The sequence below is a fragment of the Archangium violaceum genome (assembly GCF_016859125.1).
Taxonomy (GTDB): domain Bacteria; phylum Myxococcota; class Myxococcia; order Myxococcales; family Myxococcaceae; genus Archangium; species Archangium violaceum_A.
In genome coordinates this window covers 10,358,277-10,374,846 of sequence record NZ_CP069338.1, presented here as the reverse complement: position 1 = coordinate 10,374,846, position 16,570 = coordinate 10,358,277, and the positions used below count along the sequence as shown (strand labels likewise).

At 68.9% G+C, this 16,570-nt stretch carries 15 protein-coding genes; 7 read left to right on the top strand and 8 right to left on the bottom strand.

Features of this window, described 5'->3' with window-relative positions; genetic code table 11:
- Nucleotides 1–5: 5 nt before the first annotated feature.
- The 8 genes from JQX13_RS43765 to JQX13_RS43730 form a co-directional block, all read right to left on the bottom strand.
- Entirely contained in the window at nt 6–1,721 is a 1,716-nt protein-coding gene (locus JQX13_RS43765) for a HEAT repeat domain-containing protein (RefSeq protein WP_239014213.1), read from the bottom strand.
- Nucleotides 1,722–1,901: 180 nt separating this feature from the next.
- On the bottom strand, nt 1,902–4,373 hold the full coding sequence (locus tag JQX13_RS43760) for an OPT family oligopeptide transporter (protein WP_203405339.1): 2,472 nt from the start codon (nt 4,371–4,373) through the stop codon (nt 1,902–1,904).
- A 127-nt stretch (nt 4,374–4,500) separates the two neighbouring features.
- Entirely contained in the window at nt 4,501–5,391 is an 891-nt protein-coding gene (locus JQX13_RS43755) for an RNA polymerase factor sigma-32 (RefSeq protein WP_203405338.1), read from the bottom strand.
- Nucleotides 5,392–5,801: 410 nt separating this feature from the next.
- Nucleotides 5,802–7,832: a transglutaminase TgpA family protein gene (locus JQX13_RS43750; protein ID WP_203405337.1), complete on the bottom strand. Its 2,031-nt coding sequence runs from the start codon at nt 7,830–7,832 to the stop codon at nt 5,802–5,804.
- A complete protein-coding gene (locus JQX13_RS43745) occupies nt 7,829–8,713 on the bottom strand; it encodes a DUF58 domain-containing protein (protein WP_203412489.1) in 885 nt (294 codons plus the stop codon). The genes JQX13_RS43750 and JQX13_RS43745 overlap by 4 nt, the downstream gene beginning before the upstream one ends.
- Before the next feature lie 74 nt (nt 8,714–8,787).
- A complete protein-coding gene (locus tag JQX13_RS43740) occupies nt 8,788–9,768 on the bottom strand; it encodes an AAA family ATPase (protein ID WP_203405336.1) in 981 nt (326 codons plus the stop codon).
- Between the two features lie 200 nt (nt 9,769–9,968).
- A complete protein-coding gene (locus tag JQX13_RS43735) occupies nt 9,969–10,292 on the bottom strand; it encodes an STAS domain-containing protein (protein WP_203405335.1) in 324 nt (107 codons plus the stop codon).
- Between the two features lie 206 nt (nt 10,293–10,498).
- Entirely contained in the window at nt 10,499–11,212 is a 714-nt protein-coding gene (locus tag JQX13_RS43730; protein ID WP_203405334.1) for a lytic transglycosylase domain-containing protein, read from the bottom strand.
- Between the two features lie 277 nt (nt 11,213–11,489).
- On the opposite strand from JQX13_RS43730, the gene JQX13_RS43725 reads away from it, so the two are divergent.
- From JQX13_RS43725 to JQX13_RS43695, 7 genes are all read left to right on the top strand, one after another.
- The gene (locus tag JQX13_RS43725; protein WP_430384118.1) at nt 11,490–11,633 is read left to right on the top strand and encodes a lmo0937 family membrane protein; all 144 of its coding nucleotides are present in this window, start codon (nt 11,490–11,492) and stop codon (nt 11,631–11,633) included.
- Entirely contained in the window at nt 11,630–12,193 is a 564-nt protein-coding gene (locus tag JQX13_RS43720) for a hypothetical protein (protein ID WP_203405333.1), read from the top strand. The genes JQX13_RS43725 and JQX13_RS43720 overlap by 4 nt, the downstream gene beginning before the upstream one ends.
- 35 nt (nt 12,194–12,228) lie before the next feature.
- Complete coding sequence (locus JQX13_RS43715; protein ID WP_203405332.1) at nt 12,229–13,302, top strand: HupE/UreJ family protein; 1,074 nt, start codon at nt 12,229–12,231, stop codon at nt 13,300–13,302.
- Nucleotides 13,303–13,446: 144 nt separating this feature from the next.
- The gene (locus tag JQX13_RS43710; RefSeq protein ID WP_239014212.1) at nt 13,447–13,845 is read left to right on the top strand and encodes a hypothetical protein; all 399 of its coding nucleotides are present in this window, start codon (nt 13,447–13,449) and stop codon (nt 13,843–13,845) included.
- Between the two features lie 33 nt (nt 13,846–13,878).
- Entirely contained in the window at nt 13,879–14,652 is a 774-nt protein-coding gene (locus tag JQX13_RS43705) for a hypothetical protein (RefSeq protein WP_203405330.1), read from the top strand.
- Between the two features lie 142 nt (nt 14,653–14,794).
- Complete coding sequence (gene rplC / locus JQX13_RS43700) at nt 14,795–15,469, top strand: 50S ribosomal protein L3 (RefSeq protein WP_203405329.1); 675 nt, start codon at nt 14,795–14,797, stop codon at nt 15,467–15,469.
- Between the two features lie 272 nt (nt 15,470–15,741).
- The gene (locus JQX13_RS43695) at nt 15,742–16,557 is read left to right on the top strand and encodes an outer membrane beta-barrel domain-containing protein (RefSeq protein WP_203405328.1); all 816 of its coding nucleotides are present in this window, start codon (nt 15,742–15,744) and stop codon (nt 16,555–16,557) included.
- The last annotated feature ends 13 nt before the right edge of the window (nt 16,558–16,570 follow it).

Here is a 16,570-nt window from a genome sequence, read left to right as displayed (position 1 = left end):
GGCTCCTACTCCTCCTCGGTGGCCGTCTCGCCGAACAGCGTCTTCTTCGTCTGGTACATGGCCTTGCGCGCCGCGGTGAGCACCTCGACGGGTTGGCTCTTGTCCTCCACCACGCCCTGCAGGGCCTTGTAGGAGGGGATGGAGCACGCGCCCGCCAGCCCGGCGATGGCCAGCAGCTTGTCCTCCAGGACCTTCTTCTTGGTGAGCAGGGTGGGCTTCACCGCCAGCATCTGCAGCATCAGCGAGATGGCCCCGGGCAGCGCCGTGGAGCCGAACGCGGTGTAGATGGCCGTGCGCTCCTCGAGGCTCTTCTTCTCGAAGCCCGGGTCCTTCATCAGGCGCACCAGGTCCACGTAGGCCTTGTCGCGATCGAACTCGGGCAGCAGCCGCGCCGCGAGGATGCGCACCTGGGTGACGGAGTCGTTGAGCGCCTCGACGATGAGCTTGCGCGCCTCGGCGGTGCGGCCGCGGGCGATGATGTTCATCACCTCCAGCTTCACCGCGAGGTTCTTGTTGATCATCACCAGGCCGAACATCTTCACCCGGTCCGGGTGGTTGCTCTTCTCCAGGACGTAGACCATGTCGCGCACGGTCTGCGGCCGCTCGGACTCCAGCCGCTGCACGAACGGCTGCGGGTTCTCCTGCGCGAAGCGCGCCAGCACGTCGCACACGAGGATCCGGTTCTCCGGGATCTCGATCGTCTCCAGCGCGTTGAGCATCGTGAACACGGTGGAGGGCTCCAGCACCTGGAGGTAGCGGGTGATGTCCACCGGGTTCTTCGGGCGCGTCGTCTTGAGCACCTCCGCCAGACGCATCACGCGCTGCTCCTCGCCCATCTTCAGGACGAAGTGGGCGAGCAGCCGGGCGCTCGGGCCCTCGGGCTCCCTCTGCGCCATGGCGCGCAGCTTGAGGACCATCTGGTTGATGGTGCCGTAGTCGTCCTGGATGAGCATCGCGTCCAGGAGCTGGACGAAGACCTCCTCGAGCAGCTCCGTGTCATCCACGCCGCCCTCGACCACCTGGAAGATGGCGCTCACCAGCTTGGGGAAGAGCCGGGAGTGTTCCTCCTCGGCGATCTCCCGCTGGAGCCGGGCCTTGAGGTCGTCCGAGGCGTAGTTGCCGGCCACCACCAGGCCGCGCATCTGCTCCACGCCGTCCAGCTTGGAGTCCAGGTCCTCCGCGTTCACGCGGGCGAAGCGCAGGAAGTCCTCCGAGTTCGTCTTGAGGCGCGAGTAGAGGTAGCCCACCACCTTGTCGACCTCGACCTCGACCTCCTGCTCGGAGACCTCGTCCATCTTGAAGCCCTCGACCACCACGTACTCGAGGTGCTCCAGGCCCGCCCGCCACAGCTGGGCCAGCACGTCCTCCGCGCCGCGATCGGGCTCGGACAGGGAGATGAGCGTGAGCGACACCATCTCCTCGAGCGTGAGGCCCGGGCGGAAGATGAGCTGCCGGATGCCGTCCCGGTAGAACTTGTAGGGCAGCGGCGTGTCCTCGGAGAAGACGGCCTCGCCGTGCAGCGTGAAGTTCTGCTGTTCCACCCTGAGCGACAGCGGACCGTACTTGTCCGTATACGCGGCGAGTGCCTCGTGGGCCCGGCCGAGGAACTCGGGGAACCTCGCCTCGTTGTGCCGGTACATGCCGATCTGCTTGATGCCCTTGAGCAGATGGAAGGTGAAGTTGCGCGCCGACTCCACCTTCTCCTGCACGGAGGGATCCATTCCGGATTCCTGGGCAGCGGTGCTCGCGGTCTGTGCGGCCATTGACGTCCTTGGGGGGCGAGTGGGCGATAGGAGAGTTCAGTGTACCCTGATTCTTCTCGTTTCGCTTTCCCTGTAAACTTTCTGTAACACAGGGAATGGATCGGCCCGGCCAACCCCCTGATCAGGGCGGTGCAGCGGCTACTTCGCGGGCCGGGCCTGTGCGCCGCTCTCGCCCTCAAGGCCGGTGCGCAGCAGCAGGACGGCGAGGATGGCGAAGACACCCAGGCCCCAGAGATCCGACTCCTGCAGGAAGCGCGAGAAGGTCGTGTCGCCGAGCCGCTCGGGGATGTCGATGGCGCGCGTCCAGGCCCCGTCGCTGGCGATCTCCAGGAAGGCGATGAGCACGCCCGCGATGGCGCCACCGGCGATGTAGCCCGAGGAGAGCAGGGTGCCGGGGGAGAACTCGGACTCGGCGGCGGTGCCCCCGCGCACCCGGTCCACCACGTAGCGCACCATGCCGCCCACGAAGATGGGGGCGCTGCTGGAGATGGGCAGGTACACGCCCACCGCGAAGGGCAGCGAGGACACGCCGCACAGCTCGAGCATCAACGCGATGAAGACGCCCACCAGCACCAGATCCCACGGCAGCTTGCGCGTGAGGATGCCGTCGATGATGAGGGCGAAGAGCTGCGCCTTGGGGGCGGGGTAGCGGGTGAGCGTCTGCCCCTCGTAGCTGGTGATGCGCCCGCCGATGCCCGGATCCACCAGGTAGTGGATGGCCCCCGCGTCATCCACCAGGTACGTGCCCGTGGGCACCGGGGTGTCCGCGCCCCGGACGTAGCCCACCCGCCAGGTGCGCTCGGGGCCCGGCGTCACCGCGCCCAGCTCGGACACCTTCACCGTCTGCCCCGAGGGCAGCCGCACGTCCGTGCCCGCCACGCGCTCCACCGGCAGCGCGTTCCAGCTGCGCAGCTCGGGAGCGCCGCCCGGCCCCTGCGCCACCTCGAGCCCCTGCCTCCACAGCGGGCCCTCCAGCTCCGCGAGCTTCACGCCCCTCGCCAACAGGGCCTGCTCCGAAACCGCCCAGGGGTACGTGTGCTGCGTGCGCGTCTGGTCGCCGACGACGCTCACCGTCTGGCCCGGGTGCGTCTCGGGGATGATGGTGGTGGCGCCCCGGTTGAGCACCACCAGCACCAGGCCGATGAGCAGCGCGCTGGTGAGCACGCCCACGAAGAGGGCGAGCTGCTGCCGCCGGGGCGTGCCTCCCACCAGGAAGGCCGTCTTCAGGTCCTGCGCCGTGGTGCCTCCGTTGGAGGCCGCGATGCCCACGATGGCCGCCGTGGTGAGCGCCATGAAGCGGTCCTCGGAGCTCGTCCACCCCAGCATCAGGTACACGAGGCAGGTGATGAGCAGCGTGGCCACCACCATGCCGGAGATGGGGTTGGACGAGGAGCCGATCTCCCCCGTGATGCGGGCGCTCACCGTCACGAAGAAGAAGCCGCACACCACGATGAGCAACGAGGACACGAAGTTGACGTGCAGCGGGGGCGCCAGCCAGATGGCCAGCACGAGCAGCGCGCTGCCCACCAGCACCACCGTGATGGGCAGATCCTGCTCGGTGCGCAGCATCACCGGCCCCGCCTCCTTGCGCCGCGAGGCGAGGAGGGTGCCCAGCCCGCGCTGGAAGGCACTGATGATGGTGGGGAGCGAGCGGATGAGGCTGACGAGCCCTCCGGTGGCCACCGCGCCCGCGCCGATGTACAGCACGTACGCGTCGCGCACCGTGTCCGGATCCATGTCCCGGATGAGCATGCCGTCCGGCCGCAGGAGCGGTTGCTCCAGGCCGCTGCCGAAGAAGGTGATGAGGGGAATCAGGATGAGGTAGCTGAGCACGCCGCCCGCGAAGGTGATGGCCGCCACCTTCGGGCCGATGATGTAGCCCACGCCGAGCAGCTCCGGGCTCACCTCCATGGAGATGGAGCCGCCCGCGTAGCCCACCCGCTGCGCCAGCCCGGCCGCCGTCGTCTTCACCTGGCTCAGCGCCGTGCCCACCACCTCCTTGAAGAGGTGCAGGCCCGCGTAGGCGAACTTGTAGAACCCGCCCACCGAGAAGCCGAGGATGACCGTGCGCGCGTTCGTCCCTCCCTCCTCGCCGACGACGAGCACGTCCGCCGCGGCGGTACCTTCCGGGTAGGTGAGCCTGCCGTGCTCCTGGACGATGAGCCCGTCGCGCAGGGGAATCATCATCAGCACACCCAGCACTCCGCCGAGCGACGCCACCAGGAAGGCGTGGAAGAGATCGATGTCGTAGCCGAGCAGCAGCAGGGCGGGCAGCGCCGCGGCCACTCCGAAGGCGAGCGACTCGCCGGCCGAGCCCACCGTCTGGACGATCGTGTTCTCCAGGATGTTGGAGCGGCCCAGCGCCCGGAAGATGGCGATGGACAGCACCGCCACCGGGATGGAGGCGGACACCGTCAGGCCCACCTTCACCGCCAGGTACACCGACGAGGCACCGAAGATGATGCCCAGCACCGAGCCCAGCACCAGCCCGCGCACCGTCAACTCCGGGCGTGACTCGGTCGCGGGCACATAGGGCTTGTGGGGGTGGGGCTGGGAGGCCTGGGCGATGGGGACGCGGTCCTCGGAGATCGGCGGTTGGCCGTGGGACACGGGAACTCCTCACGTGGTGCGGGAACCCGGCCCTTGTAGCAAAAACCAAGGAGCCTCCACTCCTCGCCGGTGTGGAAGCGCCTCGGTGGTGCGTCCCCCCGGACGCGATTCTGGGGACCCGTGTGGCCTACTGCACGGCGGCGGTGGTGTCCGGATCCACCTCGGCCATCAGCGCGGCCAGCTCGGCCTTGAGCTTGTCCTTGGCGCGGATCTCCAGCTGGCGGGCGCGCTCACGCGAGAAGCCGAAGTGCTCGCCCAGCTCCTTGAGCGTCATCGGCCGCTCGTTCATCACGCGCTGCTCGATGATGAAGCGCTCACGCGGATCCAACCGCATGAGGGCCGTGCGCACCCGGGCGTTGATGAGGCCCGCCTCCTCCTTGTCGGCGAACTCGTCGTCCTGCGGCGCGCTCGCGCTCACCACGAAGTCCACGTGGCTGTTGCCCCCGTCCTCGCCCATGGGCGCGTCCAGCGACAAGTCCCGCCCGCCCATGCGCTGCTCCATCTCGCGCACCTCGCCGGGCTTCACGTGCAGCCGCTTGGCGATGTCATCCACGTTCACCACCGAGCCGTCCACGCCGCCGAACTTCTCCAGCTCGCGCCGCGTACGCGCCAGGCTGAAGAACAGCTTGCGCTGCGCCTGCGTGGTCCCGAGCTTCACCAGCGACCAGCTCTTGAGGATGTAGTTCTGGATGTAGGCGCGGATCCACCACACCGCATAGGAGATGAGGCGGATGCCCTTGTCCGGGTCGAACTTCTGCACCGCCTTCATCAGGCCGATGTTCCCCTCCTGGATGAGGTCGGACATCTTGATGCCGTAGGAGCGGTACTCGTACGCCACCTTCACCACGAAACGCAGGTTGGAAGTCACCAGCCGGTGGCCCGCCGCCAGATCGCCCTTGATGTACTTGCGGGCCAGGGCCTGCTCCTCTTCTACCGAGAGCAGGGCGTACTGGTTGATCTCCGAGAGGTACATCGCCAGCGAACCCGAGTTGGACGACTGCTCAGTAGAGAGCTGCATGGGTTCTCCCGAGTGGCCTCGCGCCGAGGCCGGTGAGAAGAGGTTTGAACCTCGTGACAACTAGATGAAGGGTGCCTAGAGCAACCGATGTGCCACGCCCCCTCGCGGGATTTCTCCAGTCGCAACGCATACTTGGCCGATGCGACCGCACGACGGTGGAAGGAAACCCGTAAGGGTTACAGGTCTGGAGCGGCTCCACCGGGGAATTGAGGAAGTAAATAATTCGCCTCTGTCCTCAAATGGCCTCCTGGGGCCCCGATCGCCATTGGACTCGCGGTCAGGGCTTCGTGGGAGGGAGGTGATCGCCTCCCTTCGTCCCAACGGGTAATAAGGAGGCCGCGCATCCCCTGCGAGCGGCACGTTGGCGCACCGCTGGAGGGCTGGCGAAGGGGCGTGGGCTCGTCAGGGCGCTACGCGGCGCGAGTGCCCGAGGCCTGCTGCTTGCGTTGCGAGTCGACGGCCTGTTTGAGGTCCTTCAACAGACGGGAGGCCTCGCCGGGCTGAAGTGGCTGCTGGCCGAAGCGGGCCTCGAGGTAGCGGCGCGTGAGTGGTGACACCGTGGGCGCCAGCGGATGCGCCTCCCGGGTGAGCCGTGCGGACACATCCTCGAGCGTCTCGCCGTCGCGCGAGCCCACGCCCACCGTCGCGAGCTGGCGCTCCATCGCGTCCGCGAAGCGCGTGGCCTCCAGGGCCGGTGTCCGGGGCTTGAGCCGCGAGAGCTTCTTCCACGTCCAGTACACGGCCGCGCCCACCAGCGCCGCCGTCAACCATGCTCGCAGGGGCGGCAGACGGGTTCGCTGCTCCTTGCCCGGCTCGCGCCGCGAACGCGACAGATCGCGCATGAAGTTCATCTGGTCGCGGAAGGAGTAGTCGACCACGGACGCGCGCCACGCCGACTCGATGGCCTCGTAGAGGGAGATGAGCGACTCCAGCAGCTGCAGCGACTGGTTGGCGCGGAACGCCGGCGGAGTGGCGTCCACCGTGACGAAGCCACGTCCGGGCACCAGCACGTGCGTCCATGCGTGGGCGTCTCCGGCGCGGACGATGTACTCGCCTCCCACGCGCTCGCCGCCGAAGAAGCCCGTGGCGAGCCGGGTCTCGAAGCCCAGGGTGCGCAGCATCAGCGTGAGCGCCGAGGCGAAGTGCTCGCAGTGGCCCGCCTTGCGCACGAACAGGAAGTCCACCAGCGGATCCGCCACGTCCCCGCCCAGCTCGAGCGTGTACTGGTACTCGCGCTGCAGCCAGGCCGACAGCTTGTTGGCCGCGGCCAGTGGATCCTTCTCGTCGCCCACCACCTGCCGGGCCAGCGCCTCCACGCGGGGATCCAGGTTGTCCGGCAGGGCCAGGAGCTGGTCCGCCTCCTTCTGGGCCATCTTGCCCGGATCCGCGTCCGTGCCCGGTGGCACGCTGTACACCTCGTAGGCATAGCCGAGCCCCTGCTCCACGAAGCGCAGCTCGTCGCCGCCCAGCTCCTGCAGCTGGGTGCGCTTGTCGCCCGTGACCGTGTGCGTCAGGGCATTGCCCAGCTTGGCGGGCGTCTCCAGGGCGATCAGCGTGCGGCTGCCGTAGGCGGGCAGCAGCTCGATCTTCTGGTACACCTGCTTCTCCGCGCCCCGGCGCAGCGTCACGCGCGTGCGGCTGCGCTTGTTGGGGGCGCCGATCGTCGACCACTCCTGGCCGTCGAAGGTGTCATAGGTGCGGCCCACCCAGTAGGACGCGAGCTGCTCGACGCCGGGATCGGGCGTCAGCTTCGCCCGCAGCACCACGCGGGGGTTGCTCTTGAGGGTGCCCGAGCCGCCCAGGCGCACGGTGTCGGAGAAGCCGGTGGTGGCCGTGCCGAGCCCCGGGGACGCCCGGCGCGCGCCCATGTTCCAGTTGAGGCGCGGGAAGAGGATGAAGAAGGCCACCGCGCCGAGCATCGCGAGGGTGGTGCCCATGGCGAGCGGGCGCATCACCTGGCGTACCGGCACGGGCTCGCCCGGAGGCACGGCCGCCTCCACCACGCCCAGACCCAGCGAGAGGCTCGCCAGCACCGCGAAGGTCAGCAGGCACACCGCGAAGAGCAGCTCACCGGAGAGCGCCGCGCCGCCGGCGATCATCAACAGACCGGCCAGCAGCACCTGTCCGTCCGTGGTGGGGCTGGTGTCCGACAGCAGCCGCTGGGAGGCGACGAGGCCCGCGAAGGAGCAGGCGGCCACCACCAGGTCCATCTGTCCCGAGGCCACGGCCAGGTAGAGCACGCCCCCCACCGGCACCAGCAACACCGCCGTCAGCCGGGGCGCGCGGGCGAAGGGACGCCGGCCCATCAACGCCACGAACAGCGCGAGCACGACGAGCCCGAGCACCCAGATGGGCACCTGGCCGGACACGGCCATGGACGCGAACGCCGCTCCCGTGCCCAGGTCTCGCAGCACCAGCCGCAGCCGGTTGGGCCGTGTCATGCCGCTTCCTCCCGCTGATCCTCGAAGCCCAACCACGCCAGCGCCCGGAGGATGGCGCGCTCCTGCCCGCTGCCCGCGCCCGGACGCAGCCGGTGGCCGGGCAATTCCAGCCCCACCTCGTGGCCCGCTTCGATCAGCCGGTGGGCCTGCTCCGCCACCTCCTCGCAGCGCCGCTCCAGCGCGTCACCCGCGAGCCCCGACGGCACGTCGAGGAAGAACGTGCGGCGCTCCTCGCGCTCGCGCTCCACCTTGAGGAGCTTGCCCACCGAGGCGCTCTTCAGCCAGTGCACGCGCCGGGCGTCCTCGTGCTCGCCGAGCTCGCGCAGTCCCGCCACGTCTCCGGTGCCGTCCAGCCGGTGGGGGTTGTTGGACTCGCCCACGTTGCCCACGGCCACATCGGCGGGAGCCGCGCAGGCGAAGCCCCGCCGCGGGTAGACGAGCAGGGTGGCCTCCAACGGGAAGACGCGCGTCTTGGCGAAGAGGCCCAGCGGCCAGGTGGTGGTGACGCGCACGCCCGTGAGCTTCAGCGGGCCCCGCCGGGGCGCCGTGAGATCGGCCCGCACCACGTGCTCCGCGCCCGCGGGCAGGTAGCCCACGCCGCCTTCACCCGTGAGGGGAGAGTCCACCTCGGACAGGGTGAGGGCGAAGGCGTGCCCCTTGCCACGCGTGACTCCCCAACGGCAGGCGAAGGGCTCTCCCGCGAACGCTCCGTCCGTGCCCACGCGCCGCACCGACAGGTCGCGCAGGCAGCGCTCGGACAGCACGCCGGAGAGGATGATGACGCTGAGCAACAACCCGAGCACCAGGTAGAGGAGGTTGTTGCCGGTGTTGAGCGCGCCCAGGCCCACGCCGAACGTCACCACGAGGTACGTGCGACCCATGCGCGTCACCTTGAGGGTGCGCGGCGGACGGAGGGCGGCCTTGAGGCGCCGCCACCACGAGGCGGGAGGAGGGCTCACCGGGGCGCCGGGACCTTCCGGGCGACCTCCTCGAGGAGGTGGGCCGCCTCATCACGGGTATAGGCCCCCTGGGTGGCGCTGCGCAGCAGGAGCCGGTGGGCCAGGCACGGCCCGAGCACCGCCCGCACGTCCCCGGGCGTCACGAAGGAGCGCTCCTCCCAGAGGGCGTACGCGCGGGCGGCCATGCCCAGCGCGAGCACCGCGCGGGTGGAGGCGCCGCGCTCGATGTCGCCGTGGGCACGCGTGGCCTGGGCCAGCCGCACCACGTAGTCGGCCACGGCGTCGTCCAGGCGCTGCGCGGCCACCTGCGTGCGCAGCTCGCTCAACTCCTCCGGCGACGTCACCGCCGCCAGGTGCTCCACGGGCGAGCTCGTATCCCGCGTGGTGAGCAGACGGGCCTCCACCTCGGGCGAGGGGTGGCCCAGCGACAGGCGCATGAGGAAGCGGTCCAGCTGCGAGTCCGGCAGCGGATAGGTACCGGAGAAGTCCACGGGGTTCTGCGTGGCCACCACCGTGAAGGGGCGGGGCAGGGCGTGGGTGGCGCCGTCCAGGGACACCTGGCCCTGGGCCATGGCCTCCAGCAGCGCGGACTGCGTGCGCGGCGGGGCGCGGTTGAGCTCGTCGGCCAGCACGAGCTGACGGAAGATCGGGCCGGGCCTGAAGGTGAAGGTGGCCGTCTGGGCGTGGAACACCTGCGCGCCGAGGATGTCGGCGGGCATCAGGTCCGCGGTGAACTGGACGCGGGAGAAGGAGAGGGCGAAGGAGCGGGCGAGTGCTTCCACCAGCGTCGTCTTCCCGACTCCGGGGACGTCTTCCAGTAGCAGGTGCCCTCCCGCCACGATGCAGGTGACGGCGAGGCGGAGCTCCTTGTCCTTGCCCTGCACCGCCAGTGACAGGTTCGCGGCCACGCGCTCCAGCGTGGTCCGCGCGCTGGCGGAGGAGGGAAGGGGACTGACGGATCGGGCAGGGGCGTTCATCTGGCCCGCTACTCTACTCCAGTCCCGCTGCCCCAGAACCCAGGGGGTTGGAGATTGCTGACGGGAGCAAGCAGGCAGGGAGGGCTTCCCCCTCCGGTTCTCTCGGGGAGGGTCGTTTGTTGCACACTCCCGGATTGGCGGGGAGGATCGGGCTGCTCAGCCCAGCGTCGTCACCTCGATCCTCCCGCCCATCCTGATACTCACGCCAGGACTTCTTCTGGCGTGTAATACGCGCGCGGCGGCGCAGCGCTGCCCGTGCTCAGTCCGAAGTAGCGGAACATCCGCTCATGGTGCCCCGCCAGCCCGCGCAGCTGGATCTTGCGATCCTTCAGCCCGTGGGTCAGCACGGCCACCGCGGAGTCGCGAAACTCCCGCAGGTGGGTGAAGTCCACCACCACCTCCCGCGAACCCAGCTCGTCCAACGAGCTGCGCAGCAGCGTCGCGGTGCGGCCATCCAGCGTGCCCGTGAGTCGCAGGGTCAACCGCCCCGCGAGTTCTTCCCGGTGAATCTCAAGCCCCGCCATGGTTCGTCTCTCTCCATCGAAGCCGGATGCGTCCATTCCTAGGGAACCGGGATATGTCGGGTAGGCCCGGTCCGGGGAGGAACCACCCACCCCGGCGCACCAGATCGGCGATTCAGAGTGCTTCCGTTTTCGCGAGAAAGGCAGTCATGCCACTGAAAAAACCGTCTCTCTGTCGTACAGCGGGCTCACCAACTGTTTGCCATCCGTCATCCAGGGCCGTCAGACGTCTTCTTCTGAGCTTCCAGCCGTGACAGCTCCTGTGCCTGCTGGGCCTTCAGGCGACGGAACTCGCGCATCACCTTGGCGGGGTAGCCCGCCATGAAGCGCTCACGCACGTCGCGCTTGGCGAGGATCTTCTTCGCCAGCCCCGGTCCCGCGTTGTAGGCCACCAGCGCCCGCTCCGGAGAGCCGAAGCGCTCGATGAGGTTGGCCAGGTAGGCCGTCCCCAGCTCCACGTTCAGTTCCGAGTCGAACAGATTGGTGTGACGTCGCAGTTTGAATCCGGCCTTGTCCGCCAGATAGCTGCCCGTGTCCGGCATCACCTGCATCAGCCCCATCGCGCCGACGTGGGACACCGCATAGTTGTTGAAGGAGCTCTCGCAGCGGATGACCGCCACCACCAACATGGGATCCACGCCGTTGCGCTTGGCCTCGCGGACGATGGCCATGGCCAGCCGCCGCTGCTGCCGCTCGGGCAGTTGTGACGCCTGCACCGCCGCCGTCACCCCCAGCAGCTCCGCCTCCGCGTAGAGCGCCGCCTCCTCCTCGAGCCGCGCCAGGTTGGCCTCATGCTCGGCCAGCTTCGCGCGCAGCTCCGCGACCTCCGCGCTGTTCTGCCCTGGGAAATAGGGCTGGAAGGCCAACGCCGTCGAGCCCACCAGACCTCCCGCCACCACCATCGCCACCGCCCACCCTCTCATCACTCACCCTCCCCACGCGCGCCCGGCGAGCCGCACGTCCCGTGTGGCCGATGCCCGCCGCTCAAAGCAGTCACCGTGCCATCGGGGCAAACGCCCGGAATCACGAGGGAGCCCGTGTGGGTGGGAAAGGGCGCGCCAGAAAAAAAGTCAGATCTGGGAAACGATCTGCCCACGCTGGGACTGTCGAAAGGAGGGGTTGCCGGGACCAACCAGGCGACCCAGCTTTGCGCACGGTCCCCCGCGATATGGGAGAGGAGTGGGCGGCGTGTACTGGACGATGAGTGCGATCCTGTTCGTGCTGTGGGTGCTCGGGTTGATCAGTGGTTCGACCGAGGGACGGTGGGTGCACCTGCTGCTGATCTTCTCGATGGTGACCCTCATCCTGGCGCTGGCGCGCCGGGGCCGAGGCGCTCTGGCATGAGGCGCTACGCCCCCGCGATCATCGATCTGGAGCTACCGCGGGACGCGAGCGGCTTCGTGCGGCGCGAGTGTCCGCAGTGCCAGCGGGACTTCAAGACGCGGCCCTGCCGCCACGACGCGAGCATCCTCCAGCGGAGGTTGGCCTCGCTCTTTCCGTTCGAGAACGCGCACGAGAGCTTCGACGAGGTGCCGGACTGGTGGTGCCTGTACTGTGGACACCGGGCGCCGGGGGACGAGTGGCTCACCCCCGCGCAGCAGGCCCACGTGGAGGCCCTGGCGCGGGCCTGGGCCAACCACGTGCGCTACGAGCAGCTCGCCTATGTGTCGCGCACCCTGTCCCTCAATCCCCGGCCCACCTTCGTCAGCGTGGAGCCGGAGGCGCTTCCCGGGCCCATGCCGCAGGACACGGATGATCTCCGGGTCATCCCCCTGGTGTGCTGCGGCGAGGAGGTGAAGGCCCTCTGGGATTGGGAGGGGCCGCTCTACTGTCCGCGCTGCGGCTCCCGGCACGGGGGCTTGAGTGGCCGGCAGCAGATCCACCTGCAATTCATCGAGGAGTAGACGAAGGCAGGCGACCAGGGGCAGTCTCCTGGCCCATGTGGCTGACGGCCCGACGGCTGGCCTGCCTCGCCCTGCTGCTGCTGGTGGGGAGCGCGGGCGCGCACGACGCGGACATCCTCTACGCGCAGCTCTGGCGCCCCGAGACGGGCAAGCCGGAGGTGCGCGAGCGCCTCACCCTCACGGCGGACACACTCGCCCTGCTCATCCCGGCGGACGCGGATGGGAATGGTGCGCTCTCCCAGGCGGACCTCGACGCACGCGCGCAGGCGCTGGCGGTGGGCATCTGGGACGCCATTCCCCTGAGCGCCCAGGGCCGGCCCTGTACCCGCACCAGCACCACCGCGCGGGTCCGCGAGGCCTTCGTGGAGCTCGGTGCCACCTTCACCTGCGCGCCCGGCGAGCTCCGCCAGCGCTTCACCCTGTTGTCCCTGTTGCCGCCCAACTACAAGGTGGTGCTCGGCAGCTACGTGCAGGGCGAGCAGGGGCAGCGCTTCGCGGACGCCACCCAGCCCACGCTCGTGGTGTCCGAGCCCGGACATCCGGAGCGGCAAGCCGTCTCGGGCCTGCTCGCGTGGATCGGCCTGGGGCTCACGCACATCTTCGAGGGAATCGATCACCTGGCCTTCCTGCTGGCCCTGTTGCTGGTGGGGGGCAGCTGGCGGCGGGTGCTGCTGCTGGTGACGGCGTTCACCGTGGCCCACTCCCTCACCCTGGGGGCTACCGCGCTGGGCTTCATCCTCCTGGATGACACGCGCACGCGCTGGGTGGAGGCGGCCATCGCCGTGTCCATCATCTGGGTGGCCCTGGAGAACCTGCTGCTGCGCGAGCACCGCCACCGGGCCCTGCTCACCTTCCTCTTCGGCCTGGTGCACGGCTTCGGCTTCGCCAGCGTGTTGAGCGGCTACGGCCTGGGCGACTCGATGGTGACGGGCCTGTTCGGTTTCAACCTGGGCGTGGAGCTGGGACAGGCGGCCGTCGTCGCCGTGCTGCTGCCGCTCGTCCGGCTCGTGCAGCGCCGGTCCGTCTTGCACCAGAGGACAGTTCGCGGTCTGTCGCTCCTCATCCTCTCGGCCGGAGGGTATTGGTTCTTGGAGCGCGCGCTGGGGTGATCGGTTGAATCCTGGCGGGTCCGTCCCTAGTTTCGAGCCGGGATTGGGGGCAGGACCTGGGGAGGGCCGATGGGCGCAAGGCATACCCGCTTGGCCGCAGCACTGGCCGCGGCGTGGGAATCCGAGGTTGTTTCGGCACGGCGCATGACGATGCTGGCCGAGCGACTGGGTGACAGCCGCGGACGGGCGCGGCTGATGGTACTCGCCGCTTTTTGTAGGGCACATGCATCGAGGTTGCTGGCCCGGTTGGCGGCACTGGGGCGGGGGCCTCTGCCCGTGCCGCCCGAGGAGATCACTCTCGACGAGGACACGGTGATGGAGCTACGCCGGGAGGGGGCCTTCGCGCGCGCCTCCGCGGCCCGCTACGAGGCCACCGCCGAGCTGGCCCGCCAGCACGCGGACCTGTCCAGCGCCTGGGTCTGTGAGCTCAACCGCACCGAGGAGCAGGACCGCTCCCGGGAGCTCTTCGCCCTGGCCGAGGGGGCCGCCCAGGCCGCCGCCGAGGCGAATGCCCCTCAGGTCGCCGCTCCGGCCGAGAGCTGACAGCCCGCTCGCCTTGGGCGTAAAAAGGGGGGCATGCCCAAGGCGGAGAGCTACAACGATTTGATGTTCCAACTGGGCGATCTCGCGAGGGATCGCCTGGCGGGCAAGCCCAACTGTCCTCGGACCATGGATCGCGTCTACCGCGCCGAAGCGGCGTTGGTGGCCCGGCGGGACGAGTTGGCCGCGCTCGAGCAGCAGATGAACGACGAGGACGCGGCCTGGCAGGACTACCTCGCGCAGTATGAGCAGGAGCGGGCCGTCCAGCTCGACATCGTCAAGAAGTGGAAGAAGGCGGTGGACGCCGTGGAGGGGCAGACGAAGACCCTCCGCAAGACGCTGTCCGCCCGCCGCGCGGACATGCGCTACGCCCAGGACGCGCTCAAGAAGCTGGAGAAGAAGCACGCCGACCTGGAGCTCACCACCCGGGACGAGTCCAAGCTCGCCCTCTCGCGCGACAACCTGAAGAAGAACCGCATCCTCGCCATGCGGCTGGCCCGCGAGGTGGAGGATCTGTCGCATCAGATCGAACTGGTGCTCACGCCCAAGCCCGGCCAGCCCGGCGCGCCCGGCATCCTGGCGCACAAGCGCATGCTCGACCTGGAGGACGAGATGACGGCCCGCAAGGAGACCTTCGACCAGGCGATGGCCGAGCTCGACCAGGCGATCGCCGAGAAGGAGACCGAGGTCCAGGCCGCGGAGGATTATCTGGATCAGGCGTTGTTCCTCCTCGGCGAGGACGTGTACGCGCAGCGGATTCAGGACGCGCAGCTCGCACCGCTCTATCCCCGGTTGGATCGCGCGGAGTGAAGCCGTGCCCTCCCGCCGTGCTTGACGGTGGGGGGCAAGCTGCTACATTGCGCCGCTTCCCGGCGTCCGGGGACTGAAGTCGGACGCAAAGTGCTGAAATCATTGATGTTTTCGTGCAAGACGCACGAGTTGTGAGGACGACGTGAAGGGTCTCATTGGCAAGAAGATTGGAATGACCCAGGTGTTCAACGAGGAGGGCAACCTCGTTCCCGTGACGGTGGTCGACGTCAACACCTGCCAGGTCGTTGGGAAGCGGACTCCGGAGAAGGACAAGTACTCGGCGGTGACGCTGGGCTTCGGGGAGATCCGCGAGAAGAGCCTGACGAAGGCGGATCTGGGCTTCTTCAAGAAGAACAACGCGCCGCTGCGCCGTCACCTGAAGGAGTTCCGGGTGAGCGCGGAGGACGCCGCGGGCTACAGCGTGGGCGACGCCGTGAAGGCGGACCTGTTCACCAAGGGCCAGCTCGTGGACGTCACCGGCATCACCAAGGGCCGTGGCTTCCAGGGCGTCATGAAGCGCTGGAGCTTCAAGGGCTCGCAGACGAAGACGCGTGGTACGCACGAGTACCGCCGTCACCCGGGCGCCATCGGTCAGCGTAAGACGCCCGGCCGCGTGTACCCGAACAAGAAGCTGCCCGGTCACTACGGCGTGGATCAGGTGACCACCCAGAACCTGACCGTGGTGGACGTGGACGTGGAGAAGGGCCTGCTGCTCATCAAGGGCGCGGTCCCCGGCCACAACGACGGCATCATCGTCGTGCGTCCGAGCATCAAGGTGGCCCTGCGCGCGCAGCACAAGGCCGCTCGCGCCAAGTAGGGCCGCAAGCCCTGTGTGTGCTCCCTCCCTCACCCGGGGGAGGGCCGGGTTCATCGTCCTACCGAGCCTCCAGGCACCGCCACAGGGTCCATCCTCGACGCCCCGCTCCGGCTACCCACCGGGCGGGGCGTTCGTGTTTCTGGCCTCCTGATAGGGCCGAAACGTTGGCCAGCATGCGTTGGAGTGGCTTGTGCATGCGATAGCACACTCCCGGTGAGGCCGGTCCCTTGCTCCCGGGTGATCGCGTGCCCACATCGATGCGCCACAAGGCCATGACTGCACGCATCCTTCCCCGTTTCGTTTCGCTGGCACTGCTGCTGACGGCGCTGTCCGCCTCGGCGCAGGAGCAGGTGCTGGACCCGGCCGCCGTTCGCCACCGGCTCTTCTCTCCAGGGGAGCGGCTGGAGGCGTCCATCACGGTGGGCCTGCCCGCGCGCGAGTACCTCACCGCGCACTACAACCTGAACGTCGGCGTTGCCTACAACCTCTTCAATACGTTCGGCCTGGAGGCACGCGCCGGTTACGCGCTCAGCCGCCACACGGGCCTGGCGCGCTCCATCTCCGAGAGCTTCCTCAACCGTGAGGACAAGAAGATCACGGACGAGCTCGAGGACATGTGGGAGATGGGGGCGCACGGCGTGGTGGGGGCCCGCTGGGCGCCCATCTACGGCAAGCTGTCGCTGCTGGCCGACGAGACGGCGCACTTCCAGGCCTACCTCTGGGCGGGCGGTGGGCTGGCCTCGCTGCGGCGCCAGTCGGTGATCCAGTGCACGCAGGTGGTGGATCGCGAGCTGGGCATCTGTGACAACCGGACGAGTCCGGACGACCGGAGCAGCGCGACCGAGTCCTACTGGCGCGTCGACACGCGCATGGCGCCGGTGGTCTCGGGCGCGGTGGGCTTCCGCTTCTTCCTGGCGAGCGGGCACGCGCTGCGCTTCGAGCTGCGCGACTGGATCTTCGCGGACCAGTACCGCGTGAACGTGTCGCGCGAGGACTGGGAGGCGGGGCGGGAGAGTGGTGAGCCCGCGCCCAACCCGGGCCTGACGCACCTGGTGCAGTTCGACATCGGCTACTCCTTCCTCTTCTGAGGCTGACGTCTCA